Annotated in this window: 14 protein-coding genes; 5 read left to right on the top strand and 9 right to left on the bottom strand. The window is 60.0% G+C overall.

All coding sequences use genetic code 11. The features are described 5' to 3' along the window. Positions 1–131 precede the first annotated feature (131 nt). Positions 132–1,502 carry an NAD(P)/FAD-dependent oxidoreductase gene (locus tag BUB62_RS10370; protein ID WP_073109596.1) on the top strand — a complete coding sequence of 457 codons (1,371 nt, stop codon included), beginning with the start codon at positions 132–134 and terminating at the stop codon, positions 1,500–1,502. Between the two features lie 101 nt (positions 1,503–1,603). On the opposite strand, the gene BUB62_RS10365 is transcribed toward BUB62_RS10370, so the two are convergent. The 4 genes from BUB62_RS10365 to BUB62_RS10350 all read right to left on the bottom strand — a co-directional run bounded on the left by BUB62_RS10365 (position 1,604) and on the right by BUB62_RS10350 (position 5,650). Beyond that, a complete protein-coding gene (locus tag BUB62_RS10365) occupies positions 1,604–1,978 on the bottom strand; it encodes a PH domain-containing protein (protein WP_073109594.1) in 375 nt (124 codons plus the stop codon). Between the two features lie 38 nt (positions 1,979–2,016). Further along, on the bottom strand, positions 2,017–2,445 hold the full coding sequence (locus tag BUB62_RS10360) for a hypothetical protein (RefSeq protein WP_073109591.1): 429 nt from the start codon (positions 2,443–2,445) through the stop codon (positions 2,017–2,019). Positions 2,446–2,576: 131 nt separating this feature from the next. After that, a complete protein-coding gene (locus tag BUB62_RS10355; protein ID WP_073109588.1) occupies positions 2,577–4,934 on the bottom strand; it encodes a M1 family metallopeptidase in 2,358 nt (785 codons plus the stop codon). A 113-nt stretch (positions 4,935–5,047) separates the two neighbouring features. Then, on the bottom strand, positions 5,048–5,650 hold the full coding sequence (locus BUB62_RS10350) for a HupE/UreJ family protein (RefSeq protein WP_073109584.1): 603 nt from the start codon (positions 5,648–5,650) through the stop codon (positions 5,048–5,050). Between the two features lie 70 nt (positions 5,651–5,720). Here BUB62_RS10350 and BUB62_RS10345 point away from each other — a divergent pair, with 70 nt between their 5' ends. Continuing rightward, on the top strand, positions 5,721–6,227 hold the full coding sequence (locus BUB62_RS10345; RefSeq protein ID WP_073109582.1) for a hypothetical protein: 507 nt from the start codon (positions 5,721–5,723) through the stop codon (positions 6,225–6,227). Positions 6,228–6,255: 28 nt separating this feature from the next. Here the strand turns inward: BUB62_RS10345 and BUB62_RS10340 are convergent, their stop codons facing one another. After that, positions 6,256–7,218: an SMP-30/gluconolactonase/LRE family protein gene (locus tag BUB62_RS10340; RefSeq protein ID WP_073109579.1), complete on the bottom strand. Its 963-nt coding sequence runs from the start codon at positions 7,216–7,218 to the stop codon at positions 6,256–6,258. A 274-nt stretch (positions 7,219–7,492) separates the two neighbouring features. On the opposite strand from BUB62_RS10340, the gene BUB62_RS10335 reads away from it, so the two are divergent. From BUB62_RS10335 to BUB62_RS19580, 3 genes are read left to right on the top strand one after another with little or no spacing between them, the layout of a single operon-like run. After that, positions 7,493–7,714, top strand: a complete 222-nt coding sequence (locus BUB62_RS10335) for a hypothetical protein (protein ID WP_073109576.1) — start codon at positions 7,493–7,495, stop codon at positions 7,712–7,714. After that, entirely contained in the window at positions 7,714–7,995 is a 282-nt protein-coding gene (locus BUB62_RS19800) for a PIN domain-containing protein (protein ID WP_394333420.1), read from the top strand. Before BUB62_RS10335 ends, BUB62_RS19800 begins: the two co-directional genes overlap by 1 nt. After that, on the top strand, positions 7,904–8,128 hold the full coding sequence (locus BUB62_RS19580; protein ID WP_234988670.1) for a PIN domain-containing protein: 225 nt from the start codon (positions 7,904–7,906) through the stop codon (positions 8,126–8,128). The genes BUB62_RS19800 and BUB62_RS19580 overlap by 92 nt, the downstream gene beginning before the upstream one ends. A 101-nt stretch (positions 8,129–8,229) precedes the next feature. Here the strand turns inward: BUB62_RS19580 and clpB are convergent, their stop codons facing one another. The 4 genes from clpB to BUB62_RS10315 all read right to left on the bottom strand — a co-directional run bounded on the left by clpB (position 8,230) and on the right by BUB62_RS10315 (position 14,076). Beyond that, a complete protein-coding gene (clpB, locus tag BUB62_RS10325) occupies positions 8,230–10,842 on the bottom strand; it encodes an ATP-dependent chaperone ClpB (RefSeq protein WP_073109575.1) in 2,613 nt (870 codons plus the stop codon). A 163-nt stretch (positions 10,843–11,005) separates the two neighbouring features. Further along, positions 11,006–11,587, bottom strand: a complete 582-nt coding sequence (locus BUB62_RS19010; RefSeq protein WP_143164105.1) for a hypothetical protein — start codon at positions 11,585–11,587, stop codon at positions 11,006–11,008. A gap of 310 nt (positions 11,588–11,897) precedes the next feature. Next, positions 11,898–12,845: a 1-phosphofructokinase family hexose kinase gene (locus tag BUB62_RS10320; RefSeq protein WP_073109572.1), complete on the bottom strand. Its 948-nt coding sequence runs from the start codon at positions 12,843–12,845 to the stop codon at positions 11,898–11,900. Between the two features lie 58 nt (positions 12,846–12,903). Next, positions 12,904–14,076, bottom strand: a complete 1,173-nt coding sequence (locus BUB62_RS10315; protein ID WP_073109569.1) for an extracellular catalytic domain type 1 short-chain-length polyhydroxyalkanoate depolymerase — start codon at positions 14,074–14,076, stop codon at positions 12,904–12,906. Positions 14,077–14,205 lie beyond the last annotated feature (129 nt).

The following is a 14,205-nucleotide window of genomic DNA, read 5'->3' as shown; positions in this document are numbered from 1 at the left end:
GGGCTCAGCTCATTGTCCAAGACGGATTGCTTCGGCTTACGCCTCGCAAGGACAGGACCGCTTTTGCTACCCAATGCCGAAAGATTCGTACCAGTCAACATTCAGCCTTTAACCCTCAACATTCCCTCAGAATGGATACGAATCTTCCGGTTTCCGCGCAGCCGCGCGTCGTGATTGTGGGCTGCGGCTTTGGCGGGCTGCGGCTGGCCAAGGCCCTGCGCCACGCGCCGGTGCAGGTCGTGGTCATCGACCGCAATAATTACCATAATTTCCAGCCCCTGCTATACCAGGTGGCTACCGGAGCCCTGGAGGCCGACAGCATTGCCTACCCCATCCGCAAGATTTTTGCCGGCCAGCCGAATTTCTTCTACCGCATGGCCGACGTGCAGCGCGTAGACACGGCCCGCAACACGGTGCACACCAGCGTGGGCGACATTCGCTACGACCATCTGGTGCTGGCCACCGGCTCGCTCACCAATTTCTTCGGCATAGAGAGCCTGGAGAAAAACGCCATGCAGATTAAGAGCATCCCGAACTCGCTAAACCTGCGCAGCTTCATCTTCCAGAATTTTGAAAAAGCCCTGCTCACCGCCGACCCCGCCGAAAAGCAGGCGCTGCTGAACATTGTGGTAGTCGGCGGCGGCCCGACGGGCGTGGAAATCAGCGGCTCGCTGGCTGAGATGCGAAAGCACGTTTTGCCCAAAGACTACCCCGAGCTGGACCTGCGCCAGATGAAAATTATTCTGGTGGAAGCGGGCAAGGAATTGCTCGGGCCCATGTCGGTGAAGTCGCAGCAGGATGCTTTGCGCTACATGCAGGAGCTGGGCGTGGAGGTGCGGCTGAATACGTCCATCAAGCGGTTTGAGAACTGCCGGGCGTATTATTCGGATACTGAGTTCATTCCGACCGAAAACCTGATCTGGGCGGCCGGTGTGAACGGGGCCGAGGTGCCCGGCCTGCCCACCGAAGTGGTGGCCCGCAACAAGCGCATCACCGTGAATGCCTGGAACCAGGTGGAAGGCCTGCCCAACGTGTTTGCCATCGGCGACGTGGCCAACATGGTGACCGAAGAAATGCCCCGCGGTCTGCCCATGCTGGCGCCCGTGGCCCAGCAGCAGGCCGATTTGTTGGCCAAAAACCTGCAGCGCCTACTCCAGGGCCAGCCGCCCGAGCCCTTCGTGTACAACAACAAGGGCGTGATGGCCATCGTGAGCCGCAACAAGGCCGTAGTCGATTTGCCGGGCAACGTGCATTTCAACGGCTTCTTCGGCTGGCTCACCTGGCTGTTTGTGCACCTGATGACGCTGGTGGGCTTCCGCAACAAAGTGGTGGCCTTCATCGACTGGGCCTTCAGCTACTTCAGCTCCGATCAGGCCCTGCGCCTCATCATCCGCCCCTTCAGCCGCCGCGACGTGAAAGACGACCAGGGCAAAAAGAAAGCCGAGCACAACACGGCCACGCCGGAGTACAACCCCACGCCGCCGGCTATACAAGTGAGATAGTGAAATGGTGAGATAGTGAGTTTGATGTTCGATCTGCGCATCTGGCGCAAGCGGCGCAGATCGAACATCAAACTCACTATCTCACCATTTCACTATCTCACTTAAAGCGCATACTCCGCCAGCGCCTTGCCGATATCGTGGATGCTTTGGTTGTCGCGGAAGGTTTTGCTGAGGGGCTCGGTCTGGCCGCGCACCCAGATTTTCAGCTCCGCGTCGAGGTCGAAGTGGCCGGTGGTTTCCATGCTGAACCGCTCGATGCTACGGTACGGAATGCTCAGGATTTCCTTCTTGCTGCCCGTCAGGCCCTGCTTATCCACCAGAATCAGGCGCTTGGTGGTGAAGATGATCTGGTCGCGGAGGATGGCGTAGGCTTTTTCCACCCGCTCATCGGCGGCCAGCAGGCGCGCCAAGTCGTTTTGCGTTTCCTGAATGTCGTTGGCGGAAGCATTGCCGAGAAGTGCGTCGAGGAGGCCCATGGGATGCAGGTGTGAGTGAGGAGCCAAGCTACGGAAATCTATTCTGGCAGAAATGCCGAACAGGACGATACACTCGAAGCTCCTTGCTGAAGGTATCGGGGGGCCTCGTAGGCTAAGGCAGAAGGCGAGCAGGCCACCGGAATTTCAGTAGATCCGGGCTGATACTGGAAATAAAATAGCTGTCCTCGCTTCTCGGCCGGCAATATCGCCGCATACAGGATAACGACGTTTCGGTAGGTTCTGAATTTAATTGCTGAGCCAGTAAGTGCCGGGCCGGCATCGCCCCGAAAGTCAACCGGCTTTCCGATAGCCTGCTGGGAAGTCGTATCAACCTGCACCAAATAAGCCCCGTCGCAGGTGGTGCCCAGCAGGGTTCCGCTCACACAGGGCAGGGTGGGTAGCTGAGCTTTTTTGCAGCCGGCGAACCCGACACTAAGCAGTAACGAAATCAGCAGTAATTTTTTCATACGAGAGAAACGAATAGGTGTGTTATGTCAAAGGTAGAGTCGGCCCCATTGACTTGCGTTGCAAGGTGCCTTATAAAAAAAACAGCCGGACCAACGGGCCCGGCTGTTCCAATATAGATATACCCCCTGCTTTAGTTTGTGCCGCCGCCTACGCTGCTGCCGGACTTCTGCTCCTGCTTCTGCACGGCGCTTTGCTGCTGCATAGGGTTGGGCTGGGGCTGCTGCTGGCGCTCAAACAACTCGAAGCGCGAGGGCGCGGGCCGCTGCGGGTAGGCATTGTTGGAGAGGTCCGTGTCGGCCGTTTCCAGGTAGGGGTCCAGCACAAAGCTCACCACAGGCTGCTCGGTGATGAACACTTTGGTGACGCGCTCATTGTTTTTGCGCCAGATTTCGGCCGGAATGTTCACCACTTCCTGCTTGCCGTCGGCGTAAGTCATCTGCACCACCACGGGCATTACCAGGCCGCCCACGTTGCGCAGGTTCATTTCGTAGAAGTTCAGGCCGGCCTTCAGGCGCTGCTGCTGGGTGGGCGTGAGCTTGCTCACGTACTGCTGGTAGCGGGCCTTGTCGGCGTCGGTAGTGGCGGTGGGGTCGTACGTGTTGTAGAAGTCCTTCAGGTCGGGCTTCACGTCCACCAGGGTTTTCTGGATGTCCTGCAGATTGCGCTGCTGCGAGAGGGTTTTGGGCTCGGCGTTCAGCATTTCGCGCTTGCGGGCGTTTTCAATTTCGGGGTTCTTCGAGTCCACGGAGTACCATTTCATGCCTTCGATGCTGAGGTCGGAGCGGTCGGTGGTGTAGAACCAGCCGCGCCAGAACCAGTCAAGGTCGGTGCCGGAGGCATCTTCCATCGTGCGGAAAAAGTCGGCGGGCTCGGGGTGCTTGTAGGCCCAGCGCTGGGCGTAGGTTTTGAAGGCGTGGTCGAAAAGCTGGCGGCCCAGAATGGTTTCGCGCAGGATGTTCAGGCCGGTGGCGGGCTTGGAATACGCATTGGGCCCAAACTGCAGCACCGACTCCGAGTTGGTCATAATCGGGGTCTGCAGGCTCTTGTCGGTCTTCATATAGTCCACGATGTTCTTGGGCTCCCCGCGCTGGGAAGGGTAGCCCCGCTCCCACTCCTGCTCGGTGAGGTACTGCACGAAGGTGTTCAGGCCCTCATCCATCCACGACCACTGCCGCTCGTCGGAGTTGATGATCATGGGGAAGAAGTTGTGGCCCACCTCGTGGATAATCACCGAAATCATCCCGTATTTCCGGTCGGCCGAGTAGGTGCCGTCCTTCTCGGGCCGGCCGCCGTTGAAGCACAGCATCGGGTATTCCATGCCGCCCACCGGCCCGTGCACCGAAATGGCCACGGGGTAGGCGTAGGGAATCGTGAACTTGGAGTAGGTCTTGATGGTGTGGGCCACCACTTCGGTCGAATACTTGCCCCAGAGCGGGTTGCCCTCTTTGGGGTAGTAACTCATACACAGCACCGGCACGCCGCTCTGCTTGATGCCCATGGCATCCCAGATAAATTTGCGCGACGAGGCCCAGGCGAAGTCGCGCACGTTTTTGGCGGCGTAAGTCCAGGTTTTGGTGCCCTTGGCGCGGCTTTTCTCAGCCTGCTCGGCTTCCTGCTGGGTCACGATGAGCACGGGCTTGTTGGCCCCGTCGGCCTGGGCCAGGCGCTTGCGCTGGGTGGCCGTCAGCACTTGGTCGGGGTTCTGCAGGGTGCCGGTAGCGCCCACGATATGGTCGGCGGGGGCGGTGATGCTCACACGGTAGTCGCCGAAGGGCAGGGTGAACTCGCCGGTGCCCAGAAACTGCTTGTGCTGCCAGCCCTGGTTGTCGGAGTACACCGCCATGCGGGGATAGAACTGCGCGATTTCGTAGAGGTAATTCTTGTCGTCGGGGAAAAACTCGTAGCCCGAGCGCTGGTTGATTTTGAGCTGGTCGTTGATGTTGTAGTGCCAGGCAATGCTGAACGTGACGGCCTGCTTTGGCCGCAGCGGCGTGGGCAAATCAATGCGCATCATGGTGTGGTTCACCACGTAGGGCAAGGCCTTGCCGCCCTTCATGCTCACCTTCTCAATCTTGAAGCCGCCATCGAAGTCGGAATTCATCAGGAAATCCAGGGCCTGAAAGGTCATTTTCTCCTGCAGGGAGTTCACCTTCGTGGCCGTGGTGATGGAGTTTTTGTCGAGAATATTCTGGTCGAGCTGCACCCAGAGGTAGGTCAGCACGTCGGGCGAGAGGTTGGTGTAGGTGATGTCCTCGGAGCCCGTAATGGCCTGCTTCTCGTCATCCAGCTTCACGCGGATGTTGTAGTCGGCGCGCTGCTGCCAGTAGTCGGACCCGGGAGCACCGGAGGCCGTGCGGTAGGAGTTGGGCGTGGGCAGCGTGGTGCCGAGCTGGGCAAATTTGTCGGTGCCGGAATTCGTGGTTTGGGCCCGCAGCGGCGCGGCGGCCATTCCCACGAGGCCCGCGGCCAGGAGAAGATGTTTCAGCATATCGAAAGGAAAGTAAGAAGCAAAGCAGACAGCCGGCAATTTACACAATGCCCGGCTGCCGGAAACCAGGGACACGAACAAGCCCGCAACGCTGCACGCGGCCGCGTAATTCCTCAGCCCGCCGTAAGATTTTGCAGCAGCAAGACCGCCGCAATGCCCCCGGCGGCCCCGCTCATCACCAGCACCCAGCTGCGGCGCGTGGCTCCCAGCAGCCGCAGCACCCCGAAGCCAGTGAGCAGAATAAAGGCCACAATCAGTAGCTGACCCAGCTCTACGCCCACATTGAAGGCCAGCAACTCCAGCACCGGCCGGCTCTGGCGCCCCAGCAACTCGCGCAGGTAGCTGGAAAAGCCCAGCCCATGAATCAGCCCAAAGCCGGCCGCCAGCAGATTGGGGCCGGTCAGTACCAGCGTTGGCCGTTTCGGCTCGGCTTCGGGCTGGCCGGCCCGGCGCAGGTTGAGGCCCGCGGTGAGCAGGATGGTAATGGGAATCAGCACCTCAATCAGCGCCGGGCTGTAGTGCACCACGCCCAGCGTGGCCAGCGCCAGCGTGAGTGAGTGGCCCACCGTGAAGCTGGTGACCAGTGCCACAACCCGCCGCCAGTCGGAGGCCACGTAGGGCGCGCACAGGGCCAGCAGAAACACGAGGTGGTCGTAGGCCTGCAGGTTGAAGATGTGGAAGAAGCCGAGCTGGAGGTAGATCTGAAAAACGGACATGGGGCAAAGCTACCCAGAGCCGGGAGAAGTATATTGCGGTCTAAACCGTGCGCTACTTACTGCTGCCCTTATGCCCCGATTTATCCTCTGCTGCGGCCTGCTGCTAAGCCTGGCCGGCGTTTGCCGCGCCCAGACCGCCCCGGTTCCCGCCGCCAGCCTTCCGGCCGCCCCCGCCGCCCCCGTCTACACCCGCGCTGATTCGCTGGATGCCGTTTCGGCTCTGTTTGCTATGAAACGGGCGGGTGGCCGCTGGCCGCTGCTGCTGGCCCTGCCCGGTCTGCGCCTCATGGCCGGCACCCAGCGCGACTACAACGTGTATACCGGTCATTGGGAGGAAACACCGGCATCCGGGGCCGCCGTGGCCGCCGGCCTGGGCCTGATGTGCGCAGGCCTCACGTTCATGCTGGTGCGCAACAGCACCTACAGTATGCTCACGCTGCTGGATTTGCAAACGGCCCACGCGGATGGAAAATCATTACCGCCGGCCTACCGGGCGCAGCTACGCCCGAGGCATTTTGCCAAAGCAGCTAAGTGGCGCGGGAAATATACCCGCAAAGCCGCCCGCTACTCCCGCTAAAGACGACGCCAGCATTTACCTGAGCCAATCAGAATTTGGCCCGCACGATGGCAAACCGCGGCGCGGTGCTTTGGTACGGATACAGCACGTACGCATCGGAAGCTCGGCGGGTGATGGTGGTCGGGCTCACGGCTCCGGTGGCGAAGCTGCCCGTGGCGCTGGCGCTAACCCAAGCCGTGGTGGTGGCCAGCCGGAACACCGTGCTCTGGCTGCCCGAAACCACTAGCAGCGTCTGCGGATCGAGCAGCAGTAACCCATCGGCCCCCACCAGGCTTTGGGCGATGGTCACGGTGGTGAAGCCGGTGGGGTTGCTCAGGGGTACTTTGAACAGGGTGCCGTCGTTGGATTTGGCCACCAGCAGGTAGCCATCGGGGTGAAACACGATGCCGTTCAGCCCGAAGCCCGTGCCGCCACTGAGCCGCGGGTCTTCCAGAAATACCGTAGCCGTACCCTGCGCATCCACTTTGTAAATAATGGGCGAAAGGCTGTCGGTGATGTAGCAGTTGCCTTGCGCATCCACGGCAATGTCGTTGGCGAAATGGTTCAGGCCGGGTCGCAGTCCGCCCAGGTCGATGTAGGAGGTCAGGCTGCCGGTGGTTGGGTTGAAAATGGCCAGCGCGGCCAGCTTGCGCAGGGTAGCCGGGGTGGTGCGGCTGGCATTGGCCCCGTTGTCCGACACGGCCGCCAGCAGGCGGTTGCGCGTGGCATCGAGGTTCAGGCCAACGGTGGAAACCAGGCGCGGGTCGTCGGGAAAGGCAGTGTAAGTGCTGTCGTCCTGCACCGTGCCAAGGCGCCCGCGGGTGCGGGAGCTGACTATAAACCGCTTATTGGCCTCATCGTACTGAATGCCTTCGGGGTGCAGGGCCGCCTGCGGAACTGTGATTTTTTCGGGCAGCGTCACGGGCGGCGCGGCTGGGTCGTCATTGTCATCGGAGCAACTGGAGAGCAAGCTGGCCGTGGCCAGCAGTGCCAGGCAGACAAAGCGGCCCAAGCGGGACGGTAAAGGTTGAGCGTTAGGAGCGTAGCACATGGTCGGAGAGATTTTAGATGATCGTAGTGCGCGAATCAAGAAATACGCGCCGCCGCCGGAATAGATTGAAAGCGAGAGGATGGGGGTGGTGTAACATTATGGCACTTCGCCGGTGGCTTCCAGGCGGATGCCGGTCTCGTGCAGGCGCTGCTGAAGCTGGATACCTATGCTACGGTATGAGCACTCTTTTGGGTAAACGGCGTTATCTTGCTGTACCCTTAACCAGCGTACTGCCATGTCATCTGCTTCTTCGTGCCAGCCCACCAAACTCAATCCCATCCAAGTCAGCCTGCTTCACCTGTTTGAGCGTGGCATGAGTGAGGAAGAAACTTTGCAGCTGAAACGACTTATGGTCAAGTCCTATTTAGAAATTATGCGCCAGGAAGCGGGGCGCATCGACGATGAGCGGGGCTACACTGCCGAAGATTACGAGCAGATGCTGAACGAGCCGTCCTGATGCGGCGGGCTGTCATCGACACCCATTGTCTGGTGGCTTCAGTTGGCCCCAACAGTCCCTTTCGGGCGCTCTATGACTTATTCGCTGCCGAGGCATTCGAGTGGGTAGTCAGCAATGAGATTTTAACGGAGTACGACGAAATCATGACGCGCCGCTATTCGCCGCTCACCGCCGCTCACCGCCGCGGCCGTGCTCAATGTCCTGGCTTTTGCGCCCAACACGTACCGACAGGAAGCCTACTACAAGTGGCAGCTGGTGACCGAAGACCCCGACGACAATAAGTTTGTGGGCGTAGCCGTCGCGGCGGGTGCCGATTTTTTGGTTTCTAATGACCGTCACTTTCAACTCTTGCACGAATTGCCGTTTCCCAGAGTGCCGCTCGTCAGTTTTCAGGAGTTTTTAGCTTCCTTCTAGCTTTCGCTGATAACAAAAAAGCCCCGTCGGCACAACGCCAGCGGGGCTTTCCTATTATCATTAGGGTCCCCTCTCCCCAAGGAGAGGGGCCGGGGGTGAGGTCACCCCACGGCCGGAATCTCCACGTTATTAAACCGAATACCGCCGTTTTCCAGTACAGCTTCCACCACCGCATCCTTACTCACGCGGCCCGACAGAATGTCCTTGCTCAGCTCGTTGAGCACCAGGCGCTGAATGACGCGCTTCAGGGGCCGGGCGCCGAACTGCGGGTCGAAGCCCTGCTCGCCGAGGAAGTCGAGCACCTCGTCGGTGGCTTCCAGGCGGATGCCGGCTTCTTCCAGCCGCTGCTGAATCTGGCGGAACTGGATGTCCACGATCTTGCGGATTTCCTTGCGCTTGAGGGGCTGGAACATCACGATTTCGTCGATGCGGTTCAGGAACTCGGGGCGCATGTGCTGCTTGAGCCGCTCGATGACTTCCTCGCGGGTGCGGTCCACCACTTCGTCGTGGTTGTATTCATTCAGCTCCTTGAAGTTCTTTTGAATGATGTCGGCCCCGGTGTTGGAGGTCATGATGATGATGGTGTTCTTGAAGTTGGCCACCCGACCCTTGTTGTCGGTGAGGCGGCCGTCGTCGAGCACCTGGAGCAGGATGTTGAACACGTCGGGGTGGGCCTTCTCGATTTCATCGAGCAGAATCACCGAGTAAGGCTTGCGGCGCACGGCCTCGGTCAGCTGCCCGCCCTCGTCGTAGCCCACGTAGCCGGGAGGCGCCCCAATCAAGCGCGACACGGCGTGGCGCTCCTGGTACTCGCTCATGTCGATGCGGACCATGCTGTTCTCGTCGTTGAACAGGTACTCGGCCAGGGCCTTGGCCAGCTCGGTTTTGCCCACGCCGGTGGTGCCCAGGAAGATAAACGAGCCTATCGGCCGCTTGGGGTCCTGCAGCCCGGCTCGGGAACGGCGCACGGCATCCGAAATGGCCGCAATGGCTTCACTCTGCCCGGCCACGCGCTTACCCAGCTCTTGCTCCAAATTCAGCAGCTTCTCGCGGTCCGACTGCAACATCTTGCTCACCGGAATGCCGGTCCACTTGGCCACCACTTCGGCAATGCTTTCGGCCGTCACCACTTCTTGGAGCATGGTGCCGCCCGCCTCGTTGGCGTTGGCCTCGTCCTGAAGCTGCTTCAGCTTCGCCTCGGCTTCCTGAATCTTGCCGTAGCGCAATTCGGCTACGCGGCCATAGTCGCCCTGGCGCTCGGCCTGCTCGGCTTCGAGCTTGAACTTCTCGATGGCCTCCTTCTGCTCCTGAATGCCGGTGAGCACCGATTTCTCGTTTTCCCACTGGGCCTTGAGCGTGTCGCGCTTAGCGGTCAGCTCACTCAGGTCTTTGGTCAGCACATTTTCGCGCTCGTGGTTTTCCTCCCGGCGGATGGCCTCGCGCTCAATCTCCAGCTGCATGATGCGGCGCTGGATTTCGTCCAGCTCCACGGGCATGGAGTTCAACTCGATGCGCAGCTTGGCCGCCGCCTCGTCCATTAGGTCGATAGCCTTGTCAGGCAAAAACCGGTCGGTGATGTAGCGGCTGCTCAGCTCCACGGCGGCAATTACGGCGTCGTCGGTGATACGCACGCCGTGGTGCAGCTCGTACTTCTCCTTGATGCCGCGCATGATGCTGATGGCGTCCTCGATGCTGGGCTCATCCACCATCACGGCCTGAAAGCGGCGCTCCAGGGCCTTGTCCTTCTCGATGTACTTCTGGTACTCCTTGAGCGTGGTGGCGCCGATGGCGTGCAGCTCACCCCGGGCCAGGGCGGGCTTAAGCAGGTTGGCCGCGTCCATGGCGCCCTCGCCGCCGCCGCCGGCCCCAATGAGCGTGTGCATCTCGTCGATGAACAGAATGATCTGACCTTCGGAGTCGGTGACTTCCTTGATAACGGACTTGAGGCGCTCCTCAAACTCGCCCTTGTACTTGGCCCCGGCAATGAGCAGGCCCATGTCGAGCGACATAATGATCTTGTCCTTGAGGTTTTCGGGCACGTCGCCGGTCACGATGCGCTGGGCCAGGCCCTCCACAATGGCAGTTTTGCCCACGCCGGGCTCGCCGAGCAGGACGGGGTTGTTCTTAGTGCGCCGGGAGAGAATCTGCAGGACGCGACGGATTTCCTCGTCGCGGCCGATAACCGGGTCCATCTTGCCGGTGCGCACCTGCTCGTTGAGGTTGCGGGCGTAGCGGTTGAGGCTCTGGTACTGGTCCTCAGCAGTCTGGCTCGTGACTTTGCGGCCCCCGCGCAGCTCCTTGATGGCAGCTTTCAGGTCCTTCTCGTTGAAGCCGGTGTCCTTGAGCAGCGTGCCCACGGCGTCCTTGCCGCCGAGCAGCCCGAGCAGCAGGTGCTCTACCGACACATACTCGTCCTCAAACTCCTTGAGGAAGTTGTTAGCCCGCTGCAGGGCCGCGTTGGCGTCGTTGGAAAGATATGGGGAGCCCCCGCTCACCTTGGGGTAAGCCGCGACAATAGAATCGAGGCGGGGCGTAAGGATGTTGAGGTTGACGCCGAGCTTGTTGGCCAGAAACGACAGCACGTTCTCGTCGCTCTGGAAGAGGCCCTTGAGCAGGTGGCCCGTTTCGATGGCCTGCTGCTGGTTGGCGCCGGCAATTTCAGTGGCCTTTTGCACGGCCTCCTGCGCCTTGATGGTGAAATTATTAAAGTTCATAGCTGCTAAGTCTTGAGTGAGCCTTCGGGTTAGGAGGGTCTACGCAAGGCACAGCAAACGGGGTGCGAGAGGGGATTTGCTGACGTTTTGGCGGTATATGCGGGATTTAATCAGCTTTTTATGCTATTATGTCAATAAATAGCTGGTGTTATGAAGTGCATTTTTACAACTCTTTTGCTGGTATGGCTTCGTCGAATGTCACAGATTTCAAGAATCGATTCCGATCTTGGACTGTATCAACTGTTTCAGGAAGACGGTATGCACATGCCAGCAAGTAAATATTGTCTCCGCGCCAGAGATAAATGAAATCTAAGTAAGCAGGCTGATTTCGTACTTCGTCAACGAAACTGAAGCGCACCGCCCGAGCAGGGGCATTAGCAAAAAGAGTATTGCTCTGGGCTATTAATTTCATGTCAAAGCCCTTTAACGCTTTTGTTTGAGAACGTAGAATGCGGTTAAATGATTTATTAAGAGATTCTACAGTAACGGTATTAGTGGATGAGTATTTAGGCGAGTAACGTAGATCGACGCTGCCAACTACTAATACAATGTTTTCTGTTTCGGTTGTAAATATTTTTGTTCCAGGATCCTTCTTGTCTAATTCAGGCGATGTTTTGTAAGGTAACTGCACTAGTAACTGGTCATCAATGCGCGTATTGACCCATTGGGTAATTGCCCACTGAGCAGTGCTAAGGAATGGGGTTGTCCATAGTAATATGAACAATAGCAGTCGAGGGAGGAACATATAGTCTTTAACTAAAACGCTAAACGTACTCTGTTTGCTTCAACCAACGCGAGCTTGTAGTTCGTGACCAGCGATGAGGCGTACCTCCACTGAGGCGAAGTGACAAGCTACGGAAGAACAAGTTTGGCTGCAAGCGGCGCATATGTTGGTAAGCAGGAGTTTTCATCAAGTATAGTGCGCTAAACTCGCACCAAGACTATTTCCAGCCTCGGCGGCGAATTAATACAGTTCTCCAACTGAACACTGCTTCGCTCCGTGAGTTACGCGGAATACGGATGAAAAGCGCTGCTGCAAGCCGGCAAGTCCGCACTCAAACCGCCCCCGCCATTGTCTGCCGCAGCCACTGATACAGTCGGTCCACGTCGGCTTTCTTGAACAGCTCCGTACCGGGATTCATGGTGGCCGCTGTGCCGCAGGCCACGCCCAGCCGGGCCATTTCGCGGATGGCGAAGCCCGTAGACAGGCCGTAGACCATGCCCGCCACCATACTGTCGCCGGCTCCTACGGTACTACGCTTTTTCACGGCCGGGGCCGGCACGTAGTCCGTCAGCTCTTTGGTGACCACGCACGCGCCCCGCGGCCCCAATGACACCACCACGATTTCGGCCTGGCCCTGCTGCACCAGTTGCCGGGCTGCCTGGGTGGCGCCCGCCGTGTCCAGCTCCTCGGCGCCGGTCAGCTTGCTTAGCTCACCCACGTTGGGCTTGGCCAGATACACGCCTTCGGCCAGCACCTGCTGCAGAGCCGGCCCCGAGGTATCGATGATGACCTTCGTGCCGGCGGCTTTGGCGGCCCGCACCACCTGCACCAGAAAATCAGGCTCGACGCCGGGCGGCAGGCTGCCGCTGATGACGAGGAAATCGGGGGCGGTGGGCAGGCTTTGTAGCGTACTTAGCACCTGCTGCTGCTCCTGGTCCGAGAGTGGCGTGCCGGGCATCCCGAAGCGGTATTGCTGGCCGTTGGAGGCATCGACCACGATGAAGTTCTCACGGGTGTGGCCCGCGGTTTCTACCGCGCGCTGCGCAATGTGCTCCTGCGTGAGCAGCTCACGCAGCAAAGTTCCGGCAGGTCCGCCGGCCGGAAAAATAGCCAGCGAATCGGCCCCCATCCGCTTCAGCGCCCTGGATACGTTGATGCCCCCGCCGCCGGGCTCGAACTTGGGAGCCGCGCACCGCAGCTTCTGATCGGGAATGATCTGGTCGGCGGTGGTGCTTTTATCAACGGCCGGGTTCAGCGTGAGCGTGACTATCGTCTTCATGGAGCAAAAGCAGGAGAGAGGAACTGACACACTACGCAGGGCCGGCCTATTGCGGCATCTACTGCTTTGCTACTTTCTGCGCATACACCTTGCCGTTCATTTCCGTGCGCAGTAGATAGATACCCGCTGCCCACGCCCCGGTGGGGATGTAGAAACTGCCGCCGCCGGCCGCCTGCACCACCACCGGCATCCGGCGGCCGCGGGCATCGGTCACGCTCAGATGGCCGGGCCGCAGGTTGGTGCCAGCTGGCAGCATCAGGCGAGTAGTGAAGGGGTTCGGGTAGCTGGCCGGCGTGATGGTCGGCGTGGCACTGGCCGTAGCCAGCGGCGTGCTGAGGCGGCTAAGGCGGAAGCGCCGCACAAAGCGCCACACTTCGCGGCTGGCGCTGATGTCGCGGTTGGTGACGCCGGTGGTGAAGGCCGAGCCGGGCCAAGTGTGGCCGCCCCCGATGATGCGGTAGTGTTCTACCACGCTGCCATTGCGCCCACCACTCCACACCGACCGCTCGGCCGTGCTGCCGTCGGTGGTGTTGGTATCGGGCACCGGCGTGACCACCGGGGTGGGCAGGCAGCCGTTGAACTGCACCCAGTAGTTGAGTACCGTTGGGATGGGCAGAAACAGGAAGTTGCCGTTGTAGGGAACGGTGCCATCGGCGGTGCCATGAATTTCGAGGATGGGCATAGGGTGCTGGGGCGCGAAGGCATTCAGCCGGCTCTGCACGATGCTGCCCGTGACCGAGGCCACCGCCGCGATGCGCCCGCTCAGCCGCCCGGCCAGCTCGTAGCTCATGAAGCCGCCATTGCTCATGCCGGTGCTATAAATTCGGTCATTATCGATGTTGTACGTCAGCTTCAGGCTGTCGATGAGAGCCGAGAGAAAGGCGACGTCGTCGATACCCGGACCGGGAGGCGCAAACGTGTTCCAGGACCGGGTTCCACTACCATCTGCCACGCCATTCGGGTGCACTACGAGGAAGTTGGCCGTGTCGGCAATGGCGCGAAAGTCGCCGTAGTTTTCCTGCTCCAGGTTATTGGAGCCGTAGCCATGCAGGTTGAACAGCAGCGGCACGGCGGTAGTGGGGCGGTAGGCCGCCGGCACATACAGCCGGTAGTCGCGGCGCAGCCCGCCACTCCGGATGCTGCCCTGCACGGTGGTCTGGGCCTGGGTCTGCGGCCCGCAAAGCGTGAGCAGGGCAAAAAGAGCCAGGGTGGTTCGGAGCCAGGTAGTCATGGGCGTTTGGTAAGAGGTGAGGCAACAGCGCCGCAAAGTAGCAGTTAGTGGCTATACGGTTTGGAAGTGGTGGCTCGAAAGGGTGGCACCCGCAAAAAAGGGCTTCCGGCCAGCGTGGCGGAAGCCCTT

Source organism: Hymenobacter daecheongensis DSM 21074 (assembly GCF_900141805.1).
Taxonomy (GTDB): Bacteria; Bacteroidota; Bacteroidia; order Cytophagales; family Hymenobacteraceae; genus Hymenobacter; species Hymenobacter daecheongensis.
Note: the sequence above shows the minus strand (reverse complement) of the source record. Positions and strands in the feature narration are given on the sequence as shown.

Coding starts and splice junctions, on each gene's coding strand:
- BUB62_RS10370 (WP_073109596.1), top strand. CDS start 132: ATGGATACGAATCTTCCGGTTTCCGCGCAGCCGCGCGTCGTGATTGTG.
- BUB62_RS10365 (WP_073109594.1), bottom strand. CDS start 1,978: ATGGGCCTCCTCGACGCACTTCTCGGCAATGCTTCCGCCAACGACATT.
- BUB62_RS10360 (WP_073109591.1), bottom strand. CDS start 2,445: ATGAAAAAATTACTGCTGATTTCGTTACTGCTTAGTGTCGGGTTCGCC.
- BUB62_RS10355 (WP_073109588.1), bottom strand. CDS start 4,934: ATGCTGAAACATCTTCTCCTGGCCGCGGGCCTCGTGGGAATGGCCGCC.
- BUB62_RS10350 (WP_073109584.1), bottom strand. CDS start 5,650: ATGTCCGTTTTTCAGATCTACCTCCAGCTCGGCTTCTTCCACATCTTC.
- BUB62_RS10345 (WP_073109582.1), top strand. CDS start 5,721: ATGCCCCGATTTATCCTCTGCTGCGGCCTGCTGCTAAGCCTGGCCGGC.
- BUB62_RS10335 (WP_073109576.1), top strand. CDS start 7,493: ATGTCATCTGCTTCTTCGTGCCAGCCCACCAAACTCAATCCCATCCAA.
- BUB62_RS19800 (WP_394333420.1), top strand. CDS start 7,714: ATGCGGCGGGCTGTCATCGACACCCATTGTCTGGTGGCTTCAGTTGGC.
- clpB (WP_073109575.1), bottom strand. CDS start 10,842: ATGAACTTTAATAATTTCACCATCAAGGCGCAGGAGGCCGTGCAAAAG.
- BUB62_RS19010 (WP_143164105.1), bottom strand. CDS start 11,587: ATGTTCCTCCCTCGACTGCTATTGTTCATATTACTATGGACAACCCCA.
- BUB62_RS10320 (WP_073109572.1), bottom strand. CDS start 12,845: ATGAAGACGATAGTCACGCTCACGCTGAACCCGGCCGTTGATAAAAGC.
- BUB62_RS10315 (WP_073109569.1), bottom strand. CDS start 14,076: ATGACTACCTGGCTCCGAACCACCCTGGCTCTTTTTGCCCTGCTCACG.